Raw genomic sequence first — 16,474 nt, forward strand, 5'->3', positions numbered from 1 at the left:
TTATGATTCCTCCAATTGCTTTCTAATCACCTGTTCGCCAAGTGCGAGATCAGGTTTTTGACCAGTGAAACGTTCAAACGCTTCAGCTGCTTGTAGTACGAACATCAAGACACCATCTAATGTAGCAAGTCCGCTTGCGGTTGCTTCACGCAAGAGACGGGTCGGAGTCGGTCGATAAATAATATCACAAATCAAGGCCGTCGTCTCTGTCAACTCGATCGGCATCACTTCAAGATGAGGCGCCATTCCGACCGATGTCGTATTGATGACGACATCGTACGGTGTTAAATCCACGACCGTCGACCACGGGATACTGTTACATCCGAATTCAGTCGCGACCTGTTGCGCCGTCGCATCCGTTCGATTCATGACGGTCACACGCCCGGATAATGCCGGAATGATTCCACGGGCTGCTCCACCGGCACCAATCACCAATAGATTCGTTGTCGTCGTTCCCTGTGTTGCTAAGGCACGCGCAAATCCGATGCCATCTGTATTGGCCCCAACCAGTTCATCCCCATCCCAATAGACCGTATTGACCGCTCCTGCACGCGCAGCAGCAGGCTCTAAGCGATCGAGAAAGGGAATGATCGCCGTTTTATATGGAATCGTGACATTGATTCCATCCAACTGCCGATTTCGTAGTCGCATGACAAGTGACTCTAATGCGTCTGCTTCGACATCCACCATGGTATAACAGCCGAAAAGCCCAGCCGCCTTCAGCCATGTTTCATGCAACATGGGCGAAAGTGAATGGGCAATCGGATGACCGATGACAGCAAAATGCATCAGACGAGCGCCTCACGTAGAGAGACGGCAACACCTTTTGGTGCGTAAGCAGCAACTCGTCCGCCTTTTCCATGAACAGCAACCCAGCCAAGTCCACTGAAGACGATATCCGTCTTCATGTTGTCGCGGAGACTGAACTCGTGTCGAACGAGCGGAGGAAGCATCTCAAGCGTTTTTTCATTCGGAGGGGACAACAGTTCTCCGTTATGATTCGCATACAGATCGTCCGCTTTATCGAGCTTCGTCCGATGGACCTTCAAGTCGTTCGACATGTAGATGACGAATGACCGTTTGTTTCCTTCCATGTAGTCGAGACGAGCCAGACCACCGAAGAACAACGTTTGTTGCGGATGGATTTGGAACACTTGCGGCTTGATTTCTTTTTTAGGCGTAATCAATTTCAAGTCTCTTCCATCCACATAATGCGCCATCTGATGATGGTTGATGATTCCTGGCGTGTCGTAGAGGTTACAGTTATCATCGAGTGGGATGTCAATCAGATCCAGCGTCGTTCCCGGGAAGTGACTGACCGTGATGACCGCCTCTTCTTCTTCCCCGAATCGTTTGATGACTTGATTGATTAAAGTCGATTTACCGACGTTCGTACAGCCGACGACATAGACGTCGCGTCCTTTACGGTAATAATCGATTTTTTCTGCCAGTTCGTCCACACCGTGTCCTTTTTTCGCACTGATCAGATGGACATCCACTGGGCGTAATCCAAGTTCTTTCGATGTTTGGCGCATCCAGTTCATCAGACGATTCGGATTAAGTGACTTCGGTAAGAGATCGGCTTTGTTTCCGACCAATAATACATCATTTTTTCCGACAAAACGATGTAAGCCTGGTAACCAACTTCCGTTGAAATCAAAAATATCAACGATTTTGACGACAAGTGCATCTTTTTGACCGATTCCATCTAAAATTTTGACAAAATCATCGTCCGTTAATGCGACGTCTTGAATTTGGTTGTAGTGCTTGAGTTTAAAACAACGTTGGCAGATGACCATTTCACGGTCAAGTGCAGATTTAGGCGCATAACCAGGTGCTTTCGGATCCTCTGTTTGGATCGCGACACCACAGCCTGCGCAATTGATTTCTTCCATGTGTGTGTTGAGCCGCATCGGGAACTTTCCCTTCTCTATTCAACGTAGCGCCCTGCTCGCCACTCCAAGAGCGTAACTTCCGACCTTTTGCCGTACATGCTGCGACTGCTGCCTATCCTTTCATCTACCGGTATGACAGGGTCATTGTTGCTTATCTTGACGAATCGCTTCAATTGGATGTTTTAACACTGCTGGATCCTCTTTGACACGTTGCGTCAATTTATAGATCCCTTTACGTTTCATCCGTCGAAAAATCACGCGTTCCATCAGGCGATTAAATTTTGTGACGACACCGTCTGTCTTGACGACGGGTTGAACATGGATCACTTCGATACCTACTGAATTTGCGCCTAACACATCCGTAAACAGTTGATCCCCAAGGAAGACAACTTCCTTCGCGTGATAACCGAATTCCGTCAGCGCCCGTTTGAAACCGATCGGTAATGGTTTACGTGCCGGTGCAATATAATGTAGGCCAAGTGGATCCGCAAACTTCTTGACTCGATCGCCGTTGTTATTCGAGACGATGATGACGTCAAATCCATATTGGTTATTCACCATATCGAGCCATGACACCAATTCGTCTGGAGCATCGGCAATATTCCAAGCGACAAGTGTATTATCGAGATCCGTTAAAATTGCTTTGACACCGTTTCGTTTTAACATTTCTAAGTCAATATCATAAATCGACGCTACAAAATGTTTTGGATAAAGTCGTTTAAACACGAATAAAACCTCCAGATGATGGTCTAGCTCTATAGTTAAGTTTAAGAAACAGTTATGTTCTTATCGTTCGATTATAGCACAATCAATTTGATAGAGCGACGACCAAACGAAAAGGGGTTAACCCAAAGGTAATCCCCTTTCCCTGCACGAGTCGCGTGAACCAAGTGATTTTTTCCTAGACAAGAACAGTGTGGCAGATTTTAATCCACCACACTGTTCTCTGTAAAAATGACTTTTGAGTCCGCCGCCTGTATCATCGACTGTTAATAATAACGAATCCACAAATACAGTTGCGATAAAATCAGTGTCACGAGTGTGATCGGCGCTCCATACAATAAGAACCGTCCATACGTGAATTTCTCACCTTGTCGCGTGGCCAACCCTGCCACGATGACATTGGCAGATGCACCGATCAGTGTCCCGTTCCCACCCAAGCAGGCCCCAAGCGATAGCGACCACCATAACACCTCGACTTGTTGACTGTCCGGCGATAGACCGATTCCAGTTGCGACATCGTTGATGAGTGGAATCATCGTCGCGACAAACGGGATATTATCAATCGTCGCACTTGCGATCCCAGATAACCACAGGACGGCAGTCGCGGTCGTATTGATATCTCCACCTGTTAACGTGATTGTTTTTTCGGCCAAGAAGCGAATGATTCCAGCTTCTTGAATCCCTCCGACTAAAATGAACAGACCGGCAAAGAAAAAGATCGTCGTCCATTCGATCCGAGCGAACACTTCTTCTAACTGATGATTGTTTTCAATCGTCAGTAACATCAACACGGTCGCTCCAAGCATCGCAATCGCGGGGGCTTCGAGATGAATCCCGATACGACCAAGGACTGGGTGCAGGACGAACAACGCGATCGTGCTCAACAAAACGATACTGCTGCGTAAAACCAGTTTACGACTGATGATATAGCTGTTTTCATCAATTTCCATCAATTTTTGTTGATTTTCCGGTTCGACATGCAACTGTTTCCGGAAAATCAGATATAAAATACCGATCGTCACGACCGTAAGTACAACGATCAATGGGGCTAGATTCCATAAAAAGGCGTTGAACGTCAGATGAGGATTCGCTGCCCCAATCATGATATTCGGAGGATCTCCAATCAGCGTCGCCGTTCCGCCGATGTTCGCGAACAAAACTTCTGCTAGAAGGAACGGAAAGGGCTTGATTTTCAAGACTTTTGTAATCGAAAACGTAATCGGAACAATTAAGAGGACGGTCGTGACATTATCTAAAAATGCCGACCCAAACGCCGTCAATACCGACAACATAATTAAAATTTTAATGGGGTCTCCTTTTGTCCGTTTCGCTGCTCGGATCGCAATGTATTCAAATAACCCTGATTGATTGGCGATCGTAACAAGAATCATCATCCCAATTAGTAAGACGATCGTCCCCCATTCGACGTATTCGAATAAAGCGGATTCGAGCTCCACGATTCCGAACATCACCATTGCTAGTGCACCAAGCAGCGCGACGATCGCTCGACTCACCTTTTCACTGATGATAAAGGCATACGTCACTAAAAAAATAAATAAGGCTCCATATACTTGAAGCGATGAGTTCGTCATTTCTGTAAACATCAAAATCTGCATGACAGATTCCTCCTAAGCATGACGAGACGCTCCCTTGTAGAGAGAGCGTCTCGTGTTCATGAATTCCAGTGACCGATTTGTTGCCCCATGAGGACGGAGCCCGTGATGTCGCCCGCTAGCGTGACAGCATCTTTCGGACAGATCAAGACGACCGTCGAACCAAACGAAAAATAACCAAACTCATCGCCACGTTTGACTTCACGACGTGGGTTCGTCTGAACGATCGTGTTGACGTTCAATGCTCCGACCATGACGTGTTCGAGTGCGTGTTTTCCTTGGGTAATTCGGGTCACACGTCGGTAGTTTCGTGTCAACGGACGTTTCCCATACTCGAGTCCCAGCTCATTGACAGGCGCTGAATCGCGTCCTAGCGTATAGCTTGTCCGAACCATGCCATCGATCGGTACATGGACCCGGTGATAGTTTTGTGGACTGAGATAAAAGATCATGACGCGTCCGCCAACATAATTCTGAGCTTCGTGGTGCGAACCGAGTAACTCTGACACCGAATAGGTTTGACCCTTTACCACAAACCGACTGTCTTCCGTCAAATCATCGACGACGGATAACATACCGTCACACGGACTGACGAAGGCGTTCGGAGACGCGTCAATCGGACGGACATCTTCTTTTAAGTGTCGGACAAACAAGTCGTGTAAGGTTTTATATGAATCAAGCGGTTGGTCTGCTTCTTGCATCTGCAGGTCATACATCTTTACGAACGGTTGGATCAATGGTCGACTCGCTGGACTCATTGCAAATCGCCGTAATTGTTTCGCAACTACTGGATGTCCGTTCAACTCAAACAGTTGAGTAAAAAACCATTTTTTAATCATTTAAATCACCTGACGATTCTTCTTCTGAATTTTTAACGTCTTTACCGGCAAAAAATTCTTTATACGCTTCTTCTGTCTGCTCACCTGACACACGGCTGACTTCTTTTCCATCCTTAAAATGAACGACGGTCGGTGTCCCTTCGATGGCAAACGTATCCCAAGCCGACTGCTCAACTGCAAGATCGATTTGTTCGAACGGAATATCCTGCTTCTCGCCGAGCGGAACTAAGTACGGTTTTACTTTTTCACAATGGACGCATCCCGTTTGATAAAAGTATGTGTAGAACTCATCTCCGGATTGCAGTTTATCGGACACTTGACTTGCAGTTAAGTTTCCGTTTTTAGAAGCCGAATCTTCTCGGTCCATGAACAGTAACAGGCCCGCTCCGAGTAAGACGATTAGCGCAATGACACCAGCTGTAATCCAATTGGCTTTTGATTGCGGTTTTTTTGTTGGTTTGACACGGTTAGACTTCTTTGACACATCGATCCCTCCGTCATCTTGGCAAAAGCCATTTTTTCTGAATCATTATAGCACGCCCATTCGCAAGAATCGTATCGATTTGCAAAGCGTCATCAATCAGTAACAGATCAGCGCGTTCTCCTATTTTGATTTCTCCACCAGAAATCCCATATGCCCGTGCGACGTTCAACGTGACCGTCTGGATTGCATCCTCCAGTCGAACACCGTGCCGGACGGCATCACGGACTGCTTCAAGAATCGAGTTTGGTTTTCCTGTCTCTAAACGCAACAGTTTTCCGTTCTCATCAAACGCAGGCAGACTGGCTCCGGCATCACTCGACATCGTAATCTGATCGAGCGGAATACCCGCATCGAGCGTACGTTTTAATGCAAGTCCTGCCGGTAATTCCCCTTCTTGAATGAAGGCCTCCGTCGTACACGTCGTGAAATCGATTCGCCCACCTTGTTTGGCCCACCTTAAACTGGCTTCGAAAATCCGTTCGCTTCGATTGATGTGCGTCGGCAAAAATTGTGTGATGGGAATGTCTGTTGTTTCGACCACTTTTTCCAGTAAACGAAGTGCTTGTTTGCCGTCACCGATATGGACATTCATCGTTCCGTTGACTCCTTTTAGAAGACCGGCAATCCGGGCTTGTGAAGCGAGACGCGCTAACTCTTCGACAGTCGGTTGCGTCGAACGATGGTCATTGATCGCAATCTCACCGATGCCGATGACTTCGTTGATTAAAAGAATGTCTTCGGCAATTGAATTCGTAATTGATACAGGGGGCACGGCATAACTACCGGACAATAAAAAAGGACGGATGCCCTGACTTGTATACCCACGAACGTGTGCAAGTAAGTCCATCCCTGTCCGGGTCCAGCCGTCCGTCCCAAGCAGACCAACGACGGTCGTGACGCCACCGGCTAAGAAGTCTGTTGCCACAAGAGGAGCGGTCCGCGTCGCAAATCCCCCTTCTCCACCTCCACCAATCGGATGGACATGTCCGTCAATCAAACCGGGAATAAGCTGTTTCCCTGTCCCATCGATGGTCTCTGTAATCAACCGTTCATCGATGGCATAGGATCCGATTGCCAGAACCTTACCTGCCCCAATCCATACATCGGTGGATTCACCTGCTACACTTACATTTTTAAGAATTATCATCGCTTGCCTCCTAAACCATAAAAAGCGAGCCTATCGTCCGAATGACGATATCTCGCTTTTAACTTATTCTGCCTTTGTCCCTTGACCAAGACCAAGATCTTCATTGACTGCATCAAGTGCGAAGACGACAAGTGAAGTCACGACTGACATAGCTGTCGCAAATCCGAAGTTGTACGTGACTGCATCGACCGCTGATACGATGAACACGGCTGTGTTCACGAGTAAGAACGACCAGAAGAATGTAACGAGAAAACGCATTCTTCCCCCTCCATTTCTTAGCTTACTTTTTAATGTCCTACGTTTTGTAGTATATCATTTTTTAGTACGACAGACAGCTTTTCTCTGTTTTTTTTAAACGCTTTCTTGATTCTGGAAAGCAGGCAATTCCAGATGTTTTTTAGAGGGATATGCTACAGTAAACATAATGAATCAAGAGTGGAGTGGGTTATTTTATGCAACGTCATCTTATCGCCGTCGATCTAGACGGTACTTTACTACGTGACGACAAGACAATCAGTCAAACGAACTTAAAGGCTTTACGGACCGCTCGGGAAAACGGTCATGAAGTCGTCATCGCAACCGGACGTCCTTTTCGACATGCCAAACGCTATTACGACGAACTCGGTCTGACGACACCGATCGTCAATTTCAATGGTGGGCTTGTTCATCATCCACACGATCAACACTTTGAAGTCAGTCACCATCCGATTCCACTGAAGACGGTTCAGCATATTTTAGAATCGGTATCCGAGACGAAAACGCAGAATATCGTCTGTGAAGTGACCGATCATGTTTATTTCCAACGTGATCCGGTCGGTATTTATGAATTTTATACGGACCATGCTTTATCCGTGACGACAGGTGACCTCCGAAAGGTCTTACAACACGAACCGACATCGTTACTGATTCATGCGAAAGGTGAACACGTCCAAGACATCCGTTCTGAGTTGTCGAGCATCCATGCCGAAACGGTCTTGAACAGGCAGTGGATTAAACCTGAATATATGGTCGAAGTGATGCGCAAAGGAACGAGTAAAGCAATTGGTCTCCAACAGATTTCAAGATATCTCGGCATTGATCAAAAACAGATCGTCGCCTTTGGTGACGAAGAAAATGATTTGGAAATGCTCGATTACGTGGGTCATGGTGTCGCGATGGGCAATGCGATTGGTCCGCTCAAGCTAATCGCCAACGGGACAACAAAAACCAATCAAGAAGACGGGATTACCTACTATCTGAAGCATGTGCTCGGACTGATTTAAGCCATCCTAAACAACATAAGCCGTCTTCTCTGTCTATACGACAAGGAAGACGGCTTATTCGTGTCCTTCAAGGACCGTTGATTCATACGCTATACCCTTACCCTTTTCGGAAATAGCCAACGACTGAATCTGTTGCGACGACATTGATGAAAACCGTCTCGTCCGCGTCACGACAAATCCGTTCGACATCCCGTAATTCATGTCGTTCGATGACCATCATCAGCGTCGACTTCTCCGCTCTTGAATAGGTCCCGATCGATGGCATCTGTGTGATTCCACGAATGATATGTTGATGGAGTGCCGTCGTGATGTCATCGGCATGATTGGTAATGATGAAAATCGTCAGGCGTTGGTTACTCGTATGGATCTCATCGACGACTTTTGATGTCACATAGATGAAGACAATCGTATAGAGCGCTGTCGACCAACCAAACAACGCACCTGCGAGTATCGCGATCAAGAAATTGAGGACAAACAGATACAGCCCGACGCTTCGATCGGAAAAACGAGCAAAAATCAAAGCAACGATATCAAATCCACCCGTCGAGGCCCCGAATTTAATCGTGATTCCTGTTCCAATCGCAAGCAACACACCGCCAAATACAGCATTTAGTGTCTGATCACCCGGAATGACAGCATACTGTGGAATCAGTCCAATAAAAATCGTCGTCGCCAAAACTGAAATCAAGGTAACGATGGTAAAACTACGTCCTAACATGATCCATGCTAAAACAATCAACGGCAGATTCAGGACTAAGAACCAGACGTTTTCACCAAAAGCGAATGCCGTCCCCTGTAAGGTCTGCGTTAAAATCTGGGCGAGTCCTGTAAATCCTGTTGAATAAACTCCGCTTGGAATCAGGAACCAGTTCATTGCTAAAGCAATGACGAACCCGCCAATCGAGGCGACAATTACCTTTAAGATACTTTCCTTTACAACCGCTGTCACACCTTGTTCTCCTCTCATTCGTAAACTATCTTGGAACACTTTAGCACATAACAAATGAGTCCGGATAGTCAAGAAGACGAAAGAATTGTATTTCTTTTTTTGGTACCGCTCTCATTTTCGGAAGTTGAACACAACTTAACGTTTAGGAAAAACTAAAAAAATTCCGACATGCTGACCATGTCGGAATTTTTGTCATACTGTCATCGATGCTAGAATCGTAACCGTACCTTCTGCCGGAACTTCTACGCTGTCACCATGTAGCTGCAACGTAAATGCCTCGCCGATATTCTGCTCGATAGATACTTCGTTTTGTTTGACGTGCACGAGGATGTGATGACCGCGCCATTGCATCCGGAACGAATAACTTGTCCAGCCTTTTGGCAACATCGGCTTAAAGGACAAGGCACCGTCTTGAACACGAAGTCCCGCGAATCCGTGGACGATTGACATCCAAGATCCGACCATCGACGTAATGTGTAGACCGTCTTCTGTATCGTTGTTGTAGTTATCAAGATCGAGACGCGCCGAACGTTGATATAATTCCATTGCTTTTTCTTCATACCCGACTTCTGCCGCGATGATTGAATAGATACACGGCGAGAGCGACGATTCGTGGACCGTCCGCGGCTCGTAAAAATCAAAGTTTTTCTTTTTCTCTTCAATAGAGAAACGATCCGTCAGGAAGTATAACCCTTGTAAGACGTCCGCTTGTTTGATGAAGACGGAACGTAAGACACGGTCCCACGACCAGTTTTGGTTTAATGGTAAGTGTTTCGGATCAAGATCTGCGACCATGATTTGTTCCTTATCCATGAAACCATCCTGTTGCATGAAGACGTCCGGCACAGAGTCATCTTTTGGATAATACATCTTTTGATCGATATCTGCCCAGTGCGCCAATTCTTCATCCGTCAACGCGAGCTGATGCATCAATTCTTCCAACCGTGTCGGTTCTTCTTGTTCTAAATGACGGTGAACCGTTTGGGCATACTCAAGACACCAGGCTGCCATCAGGTTCGTGTACCAGTTGTTGTTGACATTGTTTTCGTATTCGTTTGGTCCTGTTACACCCAAGATCATATAGACGTCTTTATGTGGCACATAGTTGACACGACTCGCCCAGTAACGCGCAATCTCAACGAGCACTTCAAATCCATATTGTCCAAGGTATGACGTATCACCTGTATAGTTCGTATAGTTGTAGATAGCGTGAGCAATCGCCCCGTTGCGGTGAATCTCTTCGTGCGTGATTTCCCACTCGTTGTGACATTCTTCTCCGTTCATCGTCACCATCGGATACAAGGCACCTTTCATTCCAACATTCTTATCCGCGTTTTCTTTTGCTTGCGGCAATTGGTTATGACGGTATTTGAGTAAGTTCCAAGCGACATCCGGCTTCGACGTCGCGAGGTAGAAGTTGAGACAGTAGGCTTCTGTATCCCAGTATGTCGCACCGCCATACTTTTCTCCCGTAAACCCTTTTGGTCCAATGTTTAGACGGGAGTCTTCTCCTGTGTACGTCTGGAACATATGGAAGATATTGAATCGAATACCTTGTTGGGCTTCGATATCGCCTTCGATTTTTACGTCTGCCTCTTCCCAATGTTTTAACCAGGCTGCTTCATGGTCAGCCAGAACATGATCAAATCCAGCTTCGAACGCATCATTGACCCGTTTCATCGCCTGAGCAAGCAAGTCCTCGATTTCATAATCACGATTCGTCACGAGTGCAACCAACTTTTCAGCTGTAACGGATTCTCCCGCGGGTACCTGCTTCGTGAAGCGATTCGAAACGTACTGCAATGTGCCTTCAAGCACTTCACATCTTGCTCCTTCGACATCTGTAATCATTGCTGCCGTCACATGCCAATCCAGTTTTTTCGTTTTAGACGTGACATAGGCAAACCGTTCCTCTGCTCCATGTTCGACGGGGAGCCAGAACTTTTCATCGTAGTTCGAATCTTCATTTTCGACATCCGCATCAAGGTAGGATTCGATGACGATTTCTGCGTCAAAGTTAACAGGAGTGACGGTATACCGGAGTCCGGCAAGCTCTTTATCGACGATCGAGAAAAAACGTTTTGCTTCGATTTTCGTTTCTTCGGTTCCATTTTTGATCAACATCGTCCGCGTGAGGACACCATGTTGCATATCGAGTTCGCGTTTAAAATCAACGACATCCCATTCGTTCAAGTCAACGTTTTTTCCGTTGATCGAAACACGGATACCCATGATGTTGACGGCATTCAATACTTTTGCAAAGTATTCTGGATAGCCATTTTTCCACCAGCCGACACGCGTCTTGTCCGGATAATAGACACCGGCGACATACATGCCTTGATGGGTATCGCCCGAATAATCTTCCTCGAAGTTCCCTCGCATTCCCATATGTCCGTTCCCAATCGATGTCATCGATTCAGCTAGACGGTTATCTTCCGGATGGAATCCTTGTTCTGTAATCTTCCATTCGTTAATATCAAATAATCGTTTCATTTTAAGTCGCTCCTTCATTCTTAATCACATGGACGCACAAGCCTTTTTGTAAGCGTTTTAATATTCTCTACCTTCTTTATTTTACACATAATAACCACTAATGCAATCGTTTGCACGAAAATAAAATTCTTTTTCTGCGTCTCTTTCTATTTTGGACAAGACGGCCCTCTTCACGGCATTTCCCTCAAAAAAAACACCACCGGTCCGTGATGGACTGATGGTGTTTAAGACTTACTTGGCGGTTCCACCACATGATTGGCGAACGACCAGATAATGAGGCACGATGACCCGTTTTCCGTAAGGTGTCGCTTCTTCATTAATCTGTTCGATCAGACAATTCGTCGCTTCAAATCCAAGACCAAAGATGTTGATTTCGACTGATGTCAACGGGGGACTAGAGAACTCCGCGATGAATAAGTTATTAAAACTGACGACTGCCATCTGATCGGGGACACTGATTTCCATCTCATTGAGCGTACTCATGACACCAAGTGCCATCATGTCGTCACTGACAACGACAGCAGTCGGCGGATGTTCAAGCGACATCAAACGTTTGACGGCATCGGCCCCGCCTGTCGTCATGAACGGCGCACTGACGATATACGAGTCATGAATCGGGATGCCTTCTTCCATCAGTGCCGTTTTGTATCCACCAACACGTTCCTGTGTGACCGCTAAGTCCTGTGATCCACCGACAAAGGCGATACATTCGTGACCGAGTTGATGTAAATATTTTGTGACTTCACGCCCTGCGAGGTAGTTATCCGTATCCACATACGTCACATGGGAAGAATCACTAAACGGTTTACCGACGACGACGAACGGAAATTTAGAGTCCTGTAAAAACTGGACGACTTTATCATCCGTCCGTGAATACAAGACGACGACCCCATCGACTCGACGACCCTGAACCATCGAGACGACACCTTCGTATACTTCTTCTTCCGAGACACCTGTCGTCATGTATAGCGAGTATCCGTTTTGATGTGCTTTCGTACTGATACCCCGAATCACTTCTGAGAAAAATGGATTTTGAAGTGTTTTCGTCGCCGCACTTGGCATGACAAGACCGATTGCCTGGGTTGTCCGATTCGCGAGACTCCGGGCATGAACGTTTGGATAGTATCCCAACTCCTCCATCGCCTGACGGACACGTTCCTTCGTTTTTTGGCTGATCCGCGGGCTGTTTGCAATCACACGCGATACAGTAGAGGGCGCGACATTTGCTTCTCTTGCGACATCCTTGATTGTTACTTGCATCCCTTTCACCTCATCATTTCCCTACAAATGTATTTTAGAGTGTTTCCTTCGTCCGATTGATCCGTCTTCGATGCACGAACAAAATGATTAAGGCAAGAATCGGTGCGATTGACCCAATTGCAACAAGCGAGACCCAATTCACTTGCGAACGCTCGATCACATATCCATTGGCACTGTTCGCATCAAGCGTCACTTCATACGCATCACCATCTTGGCGAACGACATCCGAGAACAGTAACCCCCGTAATCGTTGATCGTCACCCACTTCTGATGCCTTTACACGTAATGTCGTTTTCTTTTCCCCTAAGTTAATCGCATACAGGACTGTCTGATTTTTTGTTTTTCGTTCAAACACAGCCATATGATCGGTTTTCGCGACCATTCGCTGTTTACCTGTTTCAAAGGCAGAATAGTCATCACGCATCTTGTTTAACGTCTGTACATATTCTTGCATCTTATCGTTTTTGTCGAACTCCATCATCATCCGATTTCCTGGATCGTCTCCACCAGGCATCGCCACTTCTGTCCCCTGATAGACAATCGGCATTCCTGGTGCTGCATACAAGGCAAACAACGCGAGACGCAGTTGACGTTCCTCATCTTCGGCTCCACCAATCTTCGCTTCTGTGATAAAGCGTTTTAAGTCATGATTATCAATGAAGTTCGCTAAAGACATCGCTTTCGGGTTAAACGTAGTATCTCGATTATAAACCGAATCCAACTCTTCCGCCGAACCATTTTTTCGAGTGAATTGATCTTTGATGCCGTAATAAAACGGGAAGTTCGTGACGGAATCAAATCCTAATTTTGAATACGTCGCAATCTTTCGTGGATCCCCGTCAAATACTTCTCCGAGCAAGAACAAATCCGGATGATCTTGTTTGACGGCCGGAATGAACTTTTCCCAAAAACCGGGTGGAACATGCCGGACGGTATCAAGACGATAGCCATCAATTCCCGTCTCATCGACCCAATACTTGGCGACATCAATCAAATAGTTGACGACCTCTTGATTTTCCGTATTGAAGTCTGGCAAGTCAAATAACCAATTGTTTTCGACTTCTGCTTGGTTGTTCCAGTTTATGATGGTTTGTTCTTTATGGAACCAATCTGGTTTTTCCTCAACAAGTGGATGGTTAGGTCCTAAATGATTGACGACCAGATCAAGCACTACTTTAAGATCACGCTTATGCGCTTCCTGGACCAATGTCTTGAACTCTTCTTTTGTCCCGAAATGTGGATCGATTTCATAATAATCATCCGTCCAGTATCCGTGGTATCCGTTCGGTCGGTTCTTAAAGATTGGTGTCAACCAAATCGATGTGAACCCCTGTTCCTTGATGTAGTCCAAACGTTTTGTGACCCCTGCTAAGTCGCCACCTTGAAAGGCTTTTGGATCATCGGAATTTGCTTCTAGATCGTTACTCGGGTCACCGTTCTCAAACCGGTCGACCATGATGAAATACATCCGTTCTTTTTCCCATCCTGCTGCTTCGCTCGTCTGCGGAAATATTCCGATAGACAAGAGAAGCGGCAAGAGGAGAAGCATCACGCCTCGTCTCATGCCGCTGATTCCCCCTTGATTGATTACCCTTTCGTTCCACCTGCTGTCAGTCCAGATACGAAGAAGCGCTGGAAAGCGAAGAACAGGAGAACGATTGGTACTGCTGATAACACGGCACCTGCCGCAAACAATGTGAAGTTATTATCAAATTGCTCTGAAACCATGTTGTAGAGTCCAACGGCTAACGTCTGTTTCTCCGGTGAACGGAGAACGAGTGATGCCAAGATGAAATCGTTGAATGGTGCCATGAAGTTAAACAAGGCGATAACCGCGACCATTGGTTTAGCGAGTGGAAGAATGATCTGCCAGAAGATCCGAAGATGTCCTGCCCCGTCCATCCGTGCCGCTTCATCTAGTTCCTTTGGTATTGTATCAAAATATCCTTTTGCAAGATACGTATTCATCGGAATCGCGCCACCTGCGTAGAGGAGAATCAATGCCAAATGTGTATCAAACAACTGCAACATGTTCAACAAGACGTAGATCGCGATGATGGCAACGAATTGTGGCACCATTTGCAGCACGAGGAACAAGATCAGTGAATTTTTCCGGCCGACGAACCGGTACCGTGAAAAAATGTATCCCGTCAACGTAATCAATGCCACCGAGACAACCATCGTAATCACAGCGATTTTGATAGTGTTTAAGTACCACATGCCGTAATCCGTTTGTGTCGCATCAAATAAGTCAAAGTAATGGATCAATGTCGGATTGCTTGGGAAGATATCAGAAGTGATGCTTTTCCCCGGGTTCAGTGATGTCCCGACAACCCATAGCAGTGGATACACGATAATTATCGAGGCGATCGTCAAAATGAGGTATGACAACGCCATATTGATTCGGTTTTGTTTTCTCATTAGATCATATCCTCATCTTTGAATGATTTTGAACGTTTAAACTGAATGACGGCAATCGTCATGATAAAGAACGACAACACGAGCGTAATCGCTGCGGCAAATCCATATTGCGGATTCGAACCAAGCGACAGTTTGTAAATCCAGGAGATCAAGATATCCGTTCCGCCAGCCGATTGACCCGGAACAGCCGGTCCCCCGTTGTTAAAGAGATAGATGATGTTGAAGTTGTTGAAGTTAAATGTATATTGCGTGATTAAGATCGGTGCTGTTGCAAACAAGATCATCGGTAACGTAATCAAACGGAATTTTTCGCCTGAAGTCGCTCCGTCAATCGTCGCTGCTTCATACAAATCCTCTGGAATCGACTGTAAGATACCCGTCGTCAACGTCATGATGTACGGGAATCCGAGCCACCACTGAATACCGATCAAAGCGAGTCGTGTATAGGTCGGATCCGTCATCCACTCGACACCACCGTCTAATCCGATTGCCGGAAGTAATGTCGTATTGAAGACACCAAACGTTTCATTAAACATCGAACGGAAGATCAAAATCGTGATGAACGCTGGTACTGCCCACGATAAAATCAAAATCGAACGGAAGAATCGTTTTCCCTTTAAGCCTTTTTGATTCAATAAGACAGCAAGACCGATTCCGATCGCGATGACACCGGTTGTCGAAGCGACTGTCCAAATCAAGGTCCATCCTAATACACTGATGAACGTGTCTCGGAAGATATCCACTGTAAAGATGTTCAAGAAGTTTTGAATTCCAATCCAGTCGACGAGTTTTGCGGGTGGTGAGTTATTGAACTTGTAGTTCGTAAAGGCAATCAAAAATGTAAAGATCAATGGTAAGACGACCGTAAAGACTAGGAGAACCAACGATGGAATCAGCATGGCATACGGGAATCCATTATCACGGAAGTTCCGGAGCTGCATTTTCAAAGAAGGTACTTCTAATTCCATATCACGGAGCTTACCGATCCGATACGCATCGATAAAGTTCCAGACGTAAATGGCGATACCAAACACAAGCAGAATCAATGCAATGATTCCCTCGACCATCAAGAAGATCGAGTGATCCCCCCTTACGCCTGGTACCTCACCGAGTGTAATCAATCCCCAAATCGCACCGCGATCTCCAGGACCGTTCCCAGCTCCTTTAAAAAACAGTTCGAAGTTAACTAAAAAATACGATAGAACGACGATAAAAAAAGTCGCGCCTTTTAAAAATTGTTTGTTGTACAGTTGCCCCAATCCAGGAACGATCGATATCACCGCCGCAATCGTCCGGTGATTCGTTTTAGGTTCTGGTGTCTTTGTTGGTTTTGGTGTCGCAATGGCCGCCATCGTCTGTTCTCCTTTCCAAAGGTCATGTCTGACCTC

15 protein-coding genes are annotated in these 16,474 nt (G+C 46.1%); 1 reads left to right on the forward strand and 14 read right to left on the reverse strand.

All coding sequences use genetic code 11. From position 1 onward, the window contains the following. The 8 genes from aroE to KNQ13_RS01710 form a co-directional block, all read right to left on the reverse strand. Entirely contained in the window at window positions 1-789 is a 789-nt protein-coding gene (gene aroE, locus KNQ13_RS01675; RefSeq protein ID WP_014969751.1) for a shikimate dehydrogenase, read from the reverse strand. After that, entirely contained in the window at window positions 789-1,895 is a 1,107-nt protein-coding gene (yqeH, locus tag KNQ13_RS01680) for a ribosome biogenesis GTPase YqeH (protein ID WP_014969750.1), read from the reverse strand. The genes aroE and yqeH overlap by 1 nt, the downstream gene beginning before the upstream one ends. 141 nt (window positions 1,896-2,036) lie before the next feature. Beyond that, on the reverse strand, window positions 2,037-2,621 hold the full coding sequence (locus KNQ13_RS01685; RefSeq protein WP_014969749.1) for a YqeG family HAD IIIA-type phosphatase: 585 nt from the start codon (window positions 2,619-2,621) through the stop codon (window positions 2,037-2,039). A gap of 263 nt (window positions 2,622-2,884) precedes the next feature. Next, window positions 2,885-4,234 carry an ArsB/NhaD family transporter gene (locus KNQ13_RS01690; RefSeq protein ID WP_026831000.1) on the reverse strand — a complete coding sequence of 450 codons (1,350 nt, stop codon included), beginning with the start codon at window positions 4,232-4,234 and terminating at the stop codon, window positions 2,885-2,887. A 56-nt stretch (window positions 4,235-4,290) separates the two neighbouring features. Next, the gene (locus KNQ13_RS01695) at window positions 4,291-5,070 is read right to left on the reverse strand and encodes a phosphatidylserine decarboxylase (RefSeq protein ID WP_026830999.1); all 780 of its coding nucleotides are present in this window, start codon (window positions 5,068-5,070) and stop codon (window positions 4,291-4,293) included. After that, window positions 5,063-5,554 (reverse strand): thioredoxin family protein, encoded by a 492-nt coding sequence (locus tag KNQ13_RS01700; RefSeq protein ID WP_014969747.1) that lies wholly within the window; start codon window positions 5,552-5,554, stop codon window positions 5,063-5,065. The genes KNQ13_RS01695 and KNQ13_RS01700 overlap by 8 nt, the downstream gene beginning before the upstream one ends. A gap of 13 nt (window positions 5,555-5,567) precedes the next feature. Beyond that, a complete protein-coding gene (gene iadA / locus KNQ13_RS01705; protein WP_026830998.1) occupies window positions 5,568-6,701 on the reverse strand; it encodes a beta-aspartyl-peptidase in 1,134 nt (377 codons plus the stop codon). 63 nt (window positions 6,702-6,764) lie between these two features. Next, complete coding sequence (locus KNQ13_RS01710; protein ID WP_012369663.1) at window positions 6,765-6,959, reverse strand: YjzD family protein; 195 nt, start codon at window positions 6,957-6,959, stop codon at window positions 6,765-6,767. Between the two features lie 194 nt (window positions 6,960-7,153). Between KNQ13_RS01710 and KNQ13_RS01715 the strand changes: the two genes are divergently transcribed. Further along, a complete protein-coding gene (locus tag KNQ13_RS01715) occupies window positions 7,154-7,963 on the forward strand; it encodes a Cof-type HAD-IIB family hydrolase (RefSeq protein ID WP_026830997.1) in 810 nt (269 codons plus the stop codon). A 97-nt stretch (window positions 7,964-8,060) separates the two neighbouring features. Here the strand turns inward: KNQ13_RS01715 and KNQ13_RS01720 are convergent, their stop codons facing one another. The 6 genes from KNQ13_RS01720 to KNQ13_RS01745 form a co-directional block, all read right to left on the reverse strand. Next, window positions 8,061-8,912, reverse strand: coding sequence for a YitT family protein (locus tag KNQ13_RS01720; protein WP_026830996.1), 852 nt, complete (start codon window positions 8,910-8,912; stop codon window positions 8,061-8,063). A gap of 192 nt (window positions 8,913-9,104) precedes the next feature. Further along, window positions 9,105-11,405, reverse strand: a complete 2,301-nt coding sequence (locus KNQ13_RS01725) for a glycoside hydrolase family 65 protein (RefSeq protein ID WP_209547898.1) — start codon at window positions 11,403-11,405, stop codon at window positions 9,105-9,107. Window positions 11,406-11,636: 231 nt separating this feature from the next. Beyond that, window positions 11,637-12,665 carry a LacI family DNA-binding transcriptional regulator gene (locus KNQ13_RS01730; RefSeq protein ID WP_026830994.1) on the reverse strand — a complete coding sequence of 343 codons (1,029 nt, stop codon included), beginning with the start codon at window positions 12,663-12,665 and terminating at the stop codon, window positions 11,637-11,639. A 34-nt stretch (window positions 12,666-12,699) separates the two neighbouring features. Further along, on the reverse strand, window positions 12,700-14,229 hold the full coding sequence (locus KNQ13_RS01735) for an alpha-amylase family glycosyl hydrolase (protein ID WP_026830993.1): 1,530 nt from the start codon (window positions 14,227-14,229) through the stop codon (window positions 12,700-12,702). Between the two features lie 23 nt (window positions 14,230-14,252). After that, window positions 14,253-15,086, reverse strand: coding sequence for a sugar ABC transporter permease (locus tag KNQ13_RS01740; protein ID WP_012369657.1), 834 nt, complete (start codon window positions 15,084-15,086; stop codon window positions 14,253-14,255). After that, complete coding sequence (locus tag KNQ13_RS01745; protein ID WP_026830992.1) at window positions 15,086-16,438, reverse strand: carbohydrate ABC transporter permease; 1,353 nt, start codon at window positions 16,436-16,438, stop codon at window positions 15,086-15,088. The genes KNQ13_RS01740 and KNQ13_RS01745 overlap by 1 nt, the downstream gene beginning before the upstream one ends. Between the last annotated feature and the right edge of the window lie 36 nt (window positions 16,439-16,474).

This window comes from Exiguobacterium sp. s128, assembly GCF_018618815.1.
Taxonomy (GTDB): Bacteria; Bacillota; Bacilli; order Exiguobacteriales; family Exiguobacteriaceae; genus Exiguobacterium_A; species Exiguobacterium_A antarcticum.

Coding starts and splice junctions, on each gene's coding strand:
- KNQ13_RS01740 (WP_012369657.1), bottom strand. CDS start 15,086: ATGAGAAAACAAAACCGAATCAATATGGCGTTGTCATACCTCATTTTG.
- aroE (WP_014969751.1), bottom strand. CDS start 789: ATGCATTTTGCTGTCATCGGTCATCCGATTGCCCATTCACTTTCGCCC.
- KNQ13_RS01695 (WP_026830999.1), bottom strand. CDS start 5,070: ATGATTAAAAAATGGTTTTTTACTCAACTGTTTGAGTTGAACGGACAT.
- iadA (WP_026830998.1), bottom strand. CDS start 6,701: ATGATAATTCTTAAAAATGTAAGTGTAGCAGGTGAATCCACCGATGTA.
- KNQ13_RS01715 (WP_026830997.1), top strand. CDS start 7,154: ATGCAACGTCATCTTATCGCCGTCGATCTAGACGGTACTTTACTACGT.
- KNQ13_RS01690 (WP_026831000.1), bottom strand. CDS start 4,234: ATGCAGATTTTGATGTTTACAGAAATGACGAACTCATCGCTTCAAGTA.
- KNQ13_RS01725 (WP_209547898.1), bottom strand. CDS start 11,405: ATGAAACGATTATTTGATATTAACGAATGGAAGATTACAGAACAAGGA.
- KNQ13_RS01730 (WP_026830994.1), bottom strand. CDS start 12,665: ATGCAAGTAACAATCAAGGATGTCGCAAGAGAAGCAAATGTCGCGCCC.
- KNQ13_RS01710 (WP_012369663.1), bottom strand. CDS start 6,959: ATGCGTTTTCTCGTTACATTCTTCTGGTCGTTCTTACTCGTGAACACA.
- yqeH (WP_014969750.1), bottom strand. CDS start 1,895: ATGGAAGAAATCAATTGCGCAGGCTGTGGTGTCGCGATCCAAACAGAG.
- KNQ13_RS01745 (WP_026830992.1), bottom strand. CDS start 16,438: ATGGCGGCCATTGCGACACCAAAACCAACAAAGACACCAGAACCTAAA.
- KNQ13_RS01735 (WP_026830993.1), bottom strand. CDS start 14,229: ATGAGACGAGGCGTGATGCTTCTCCTCTTGCCGCTTCTCTTGTCTATC.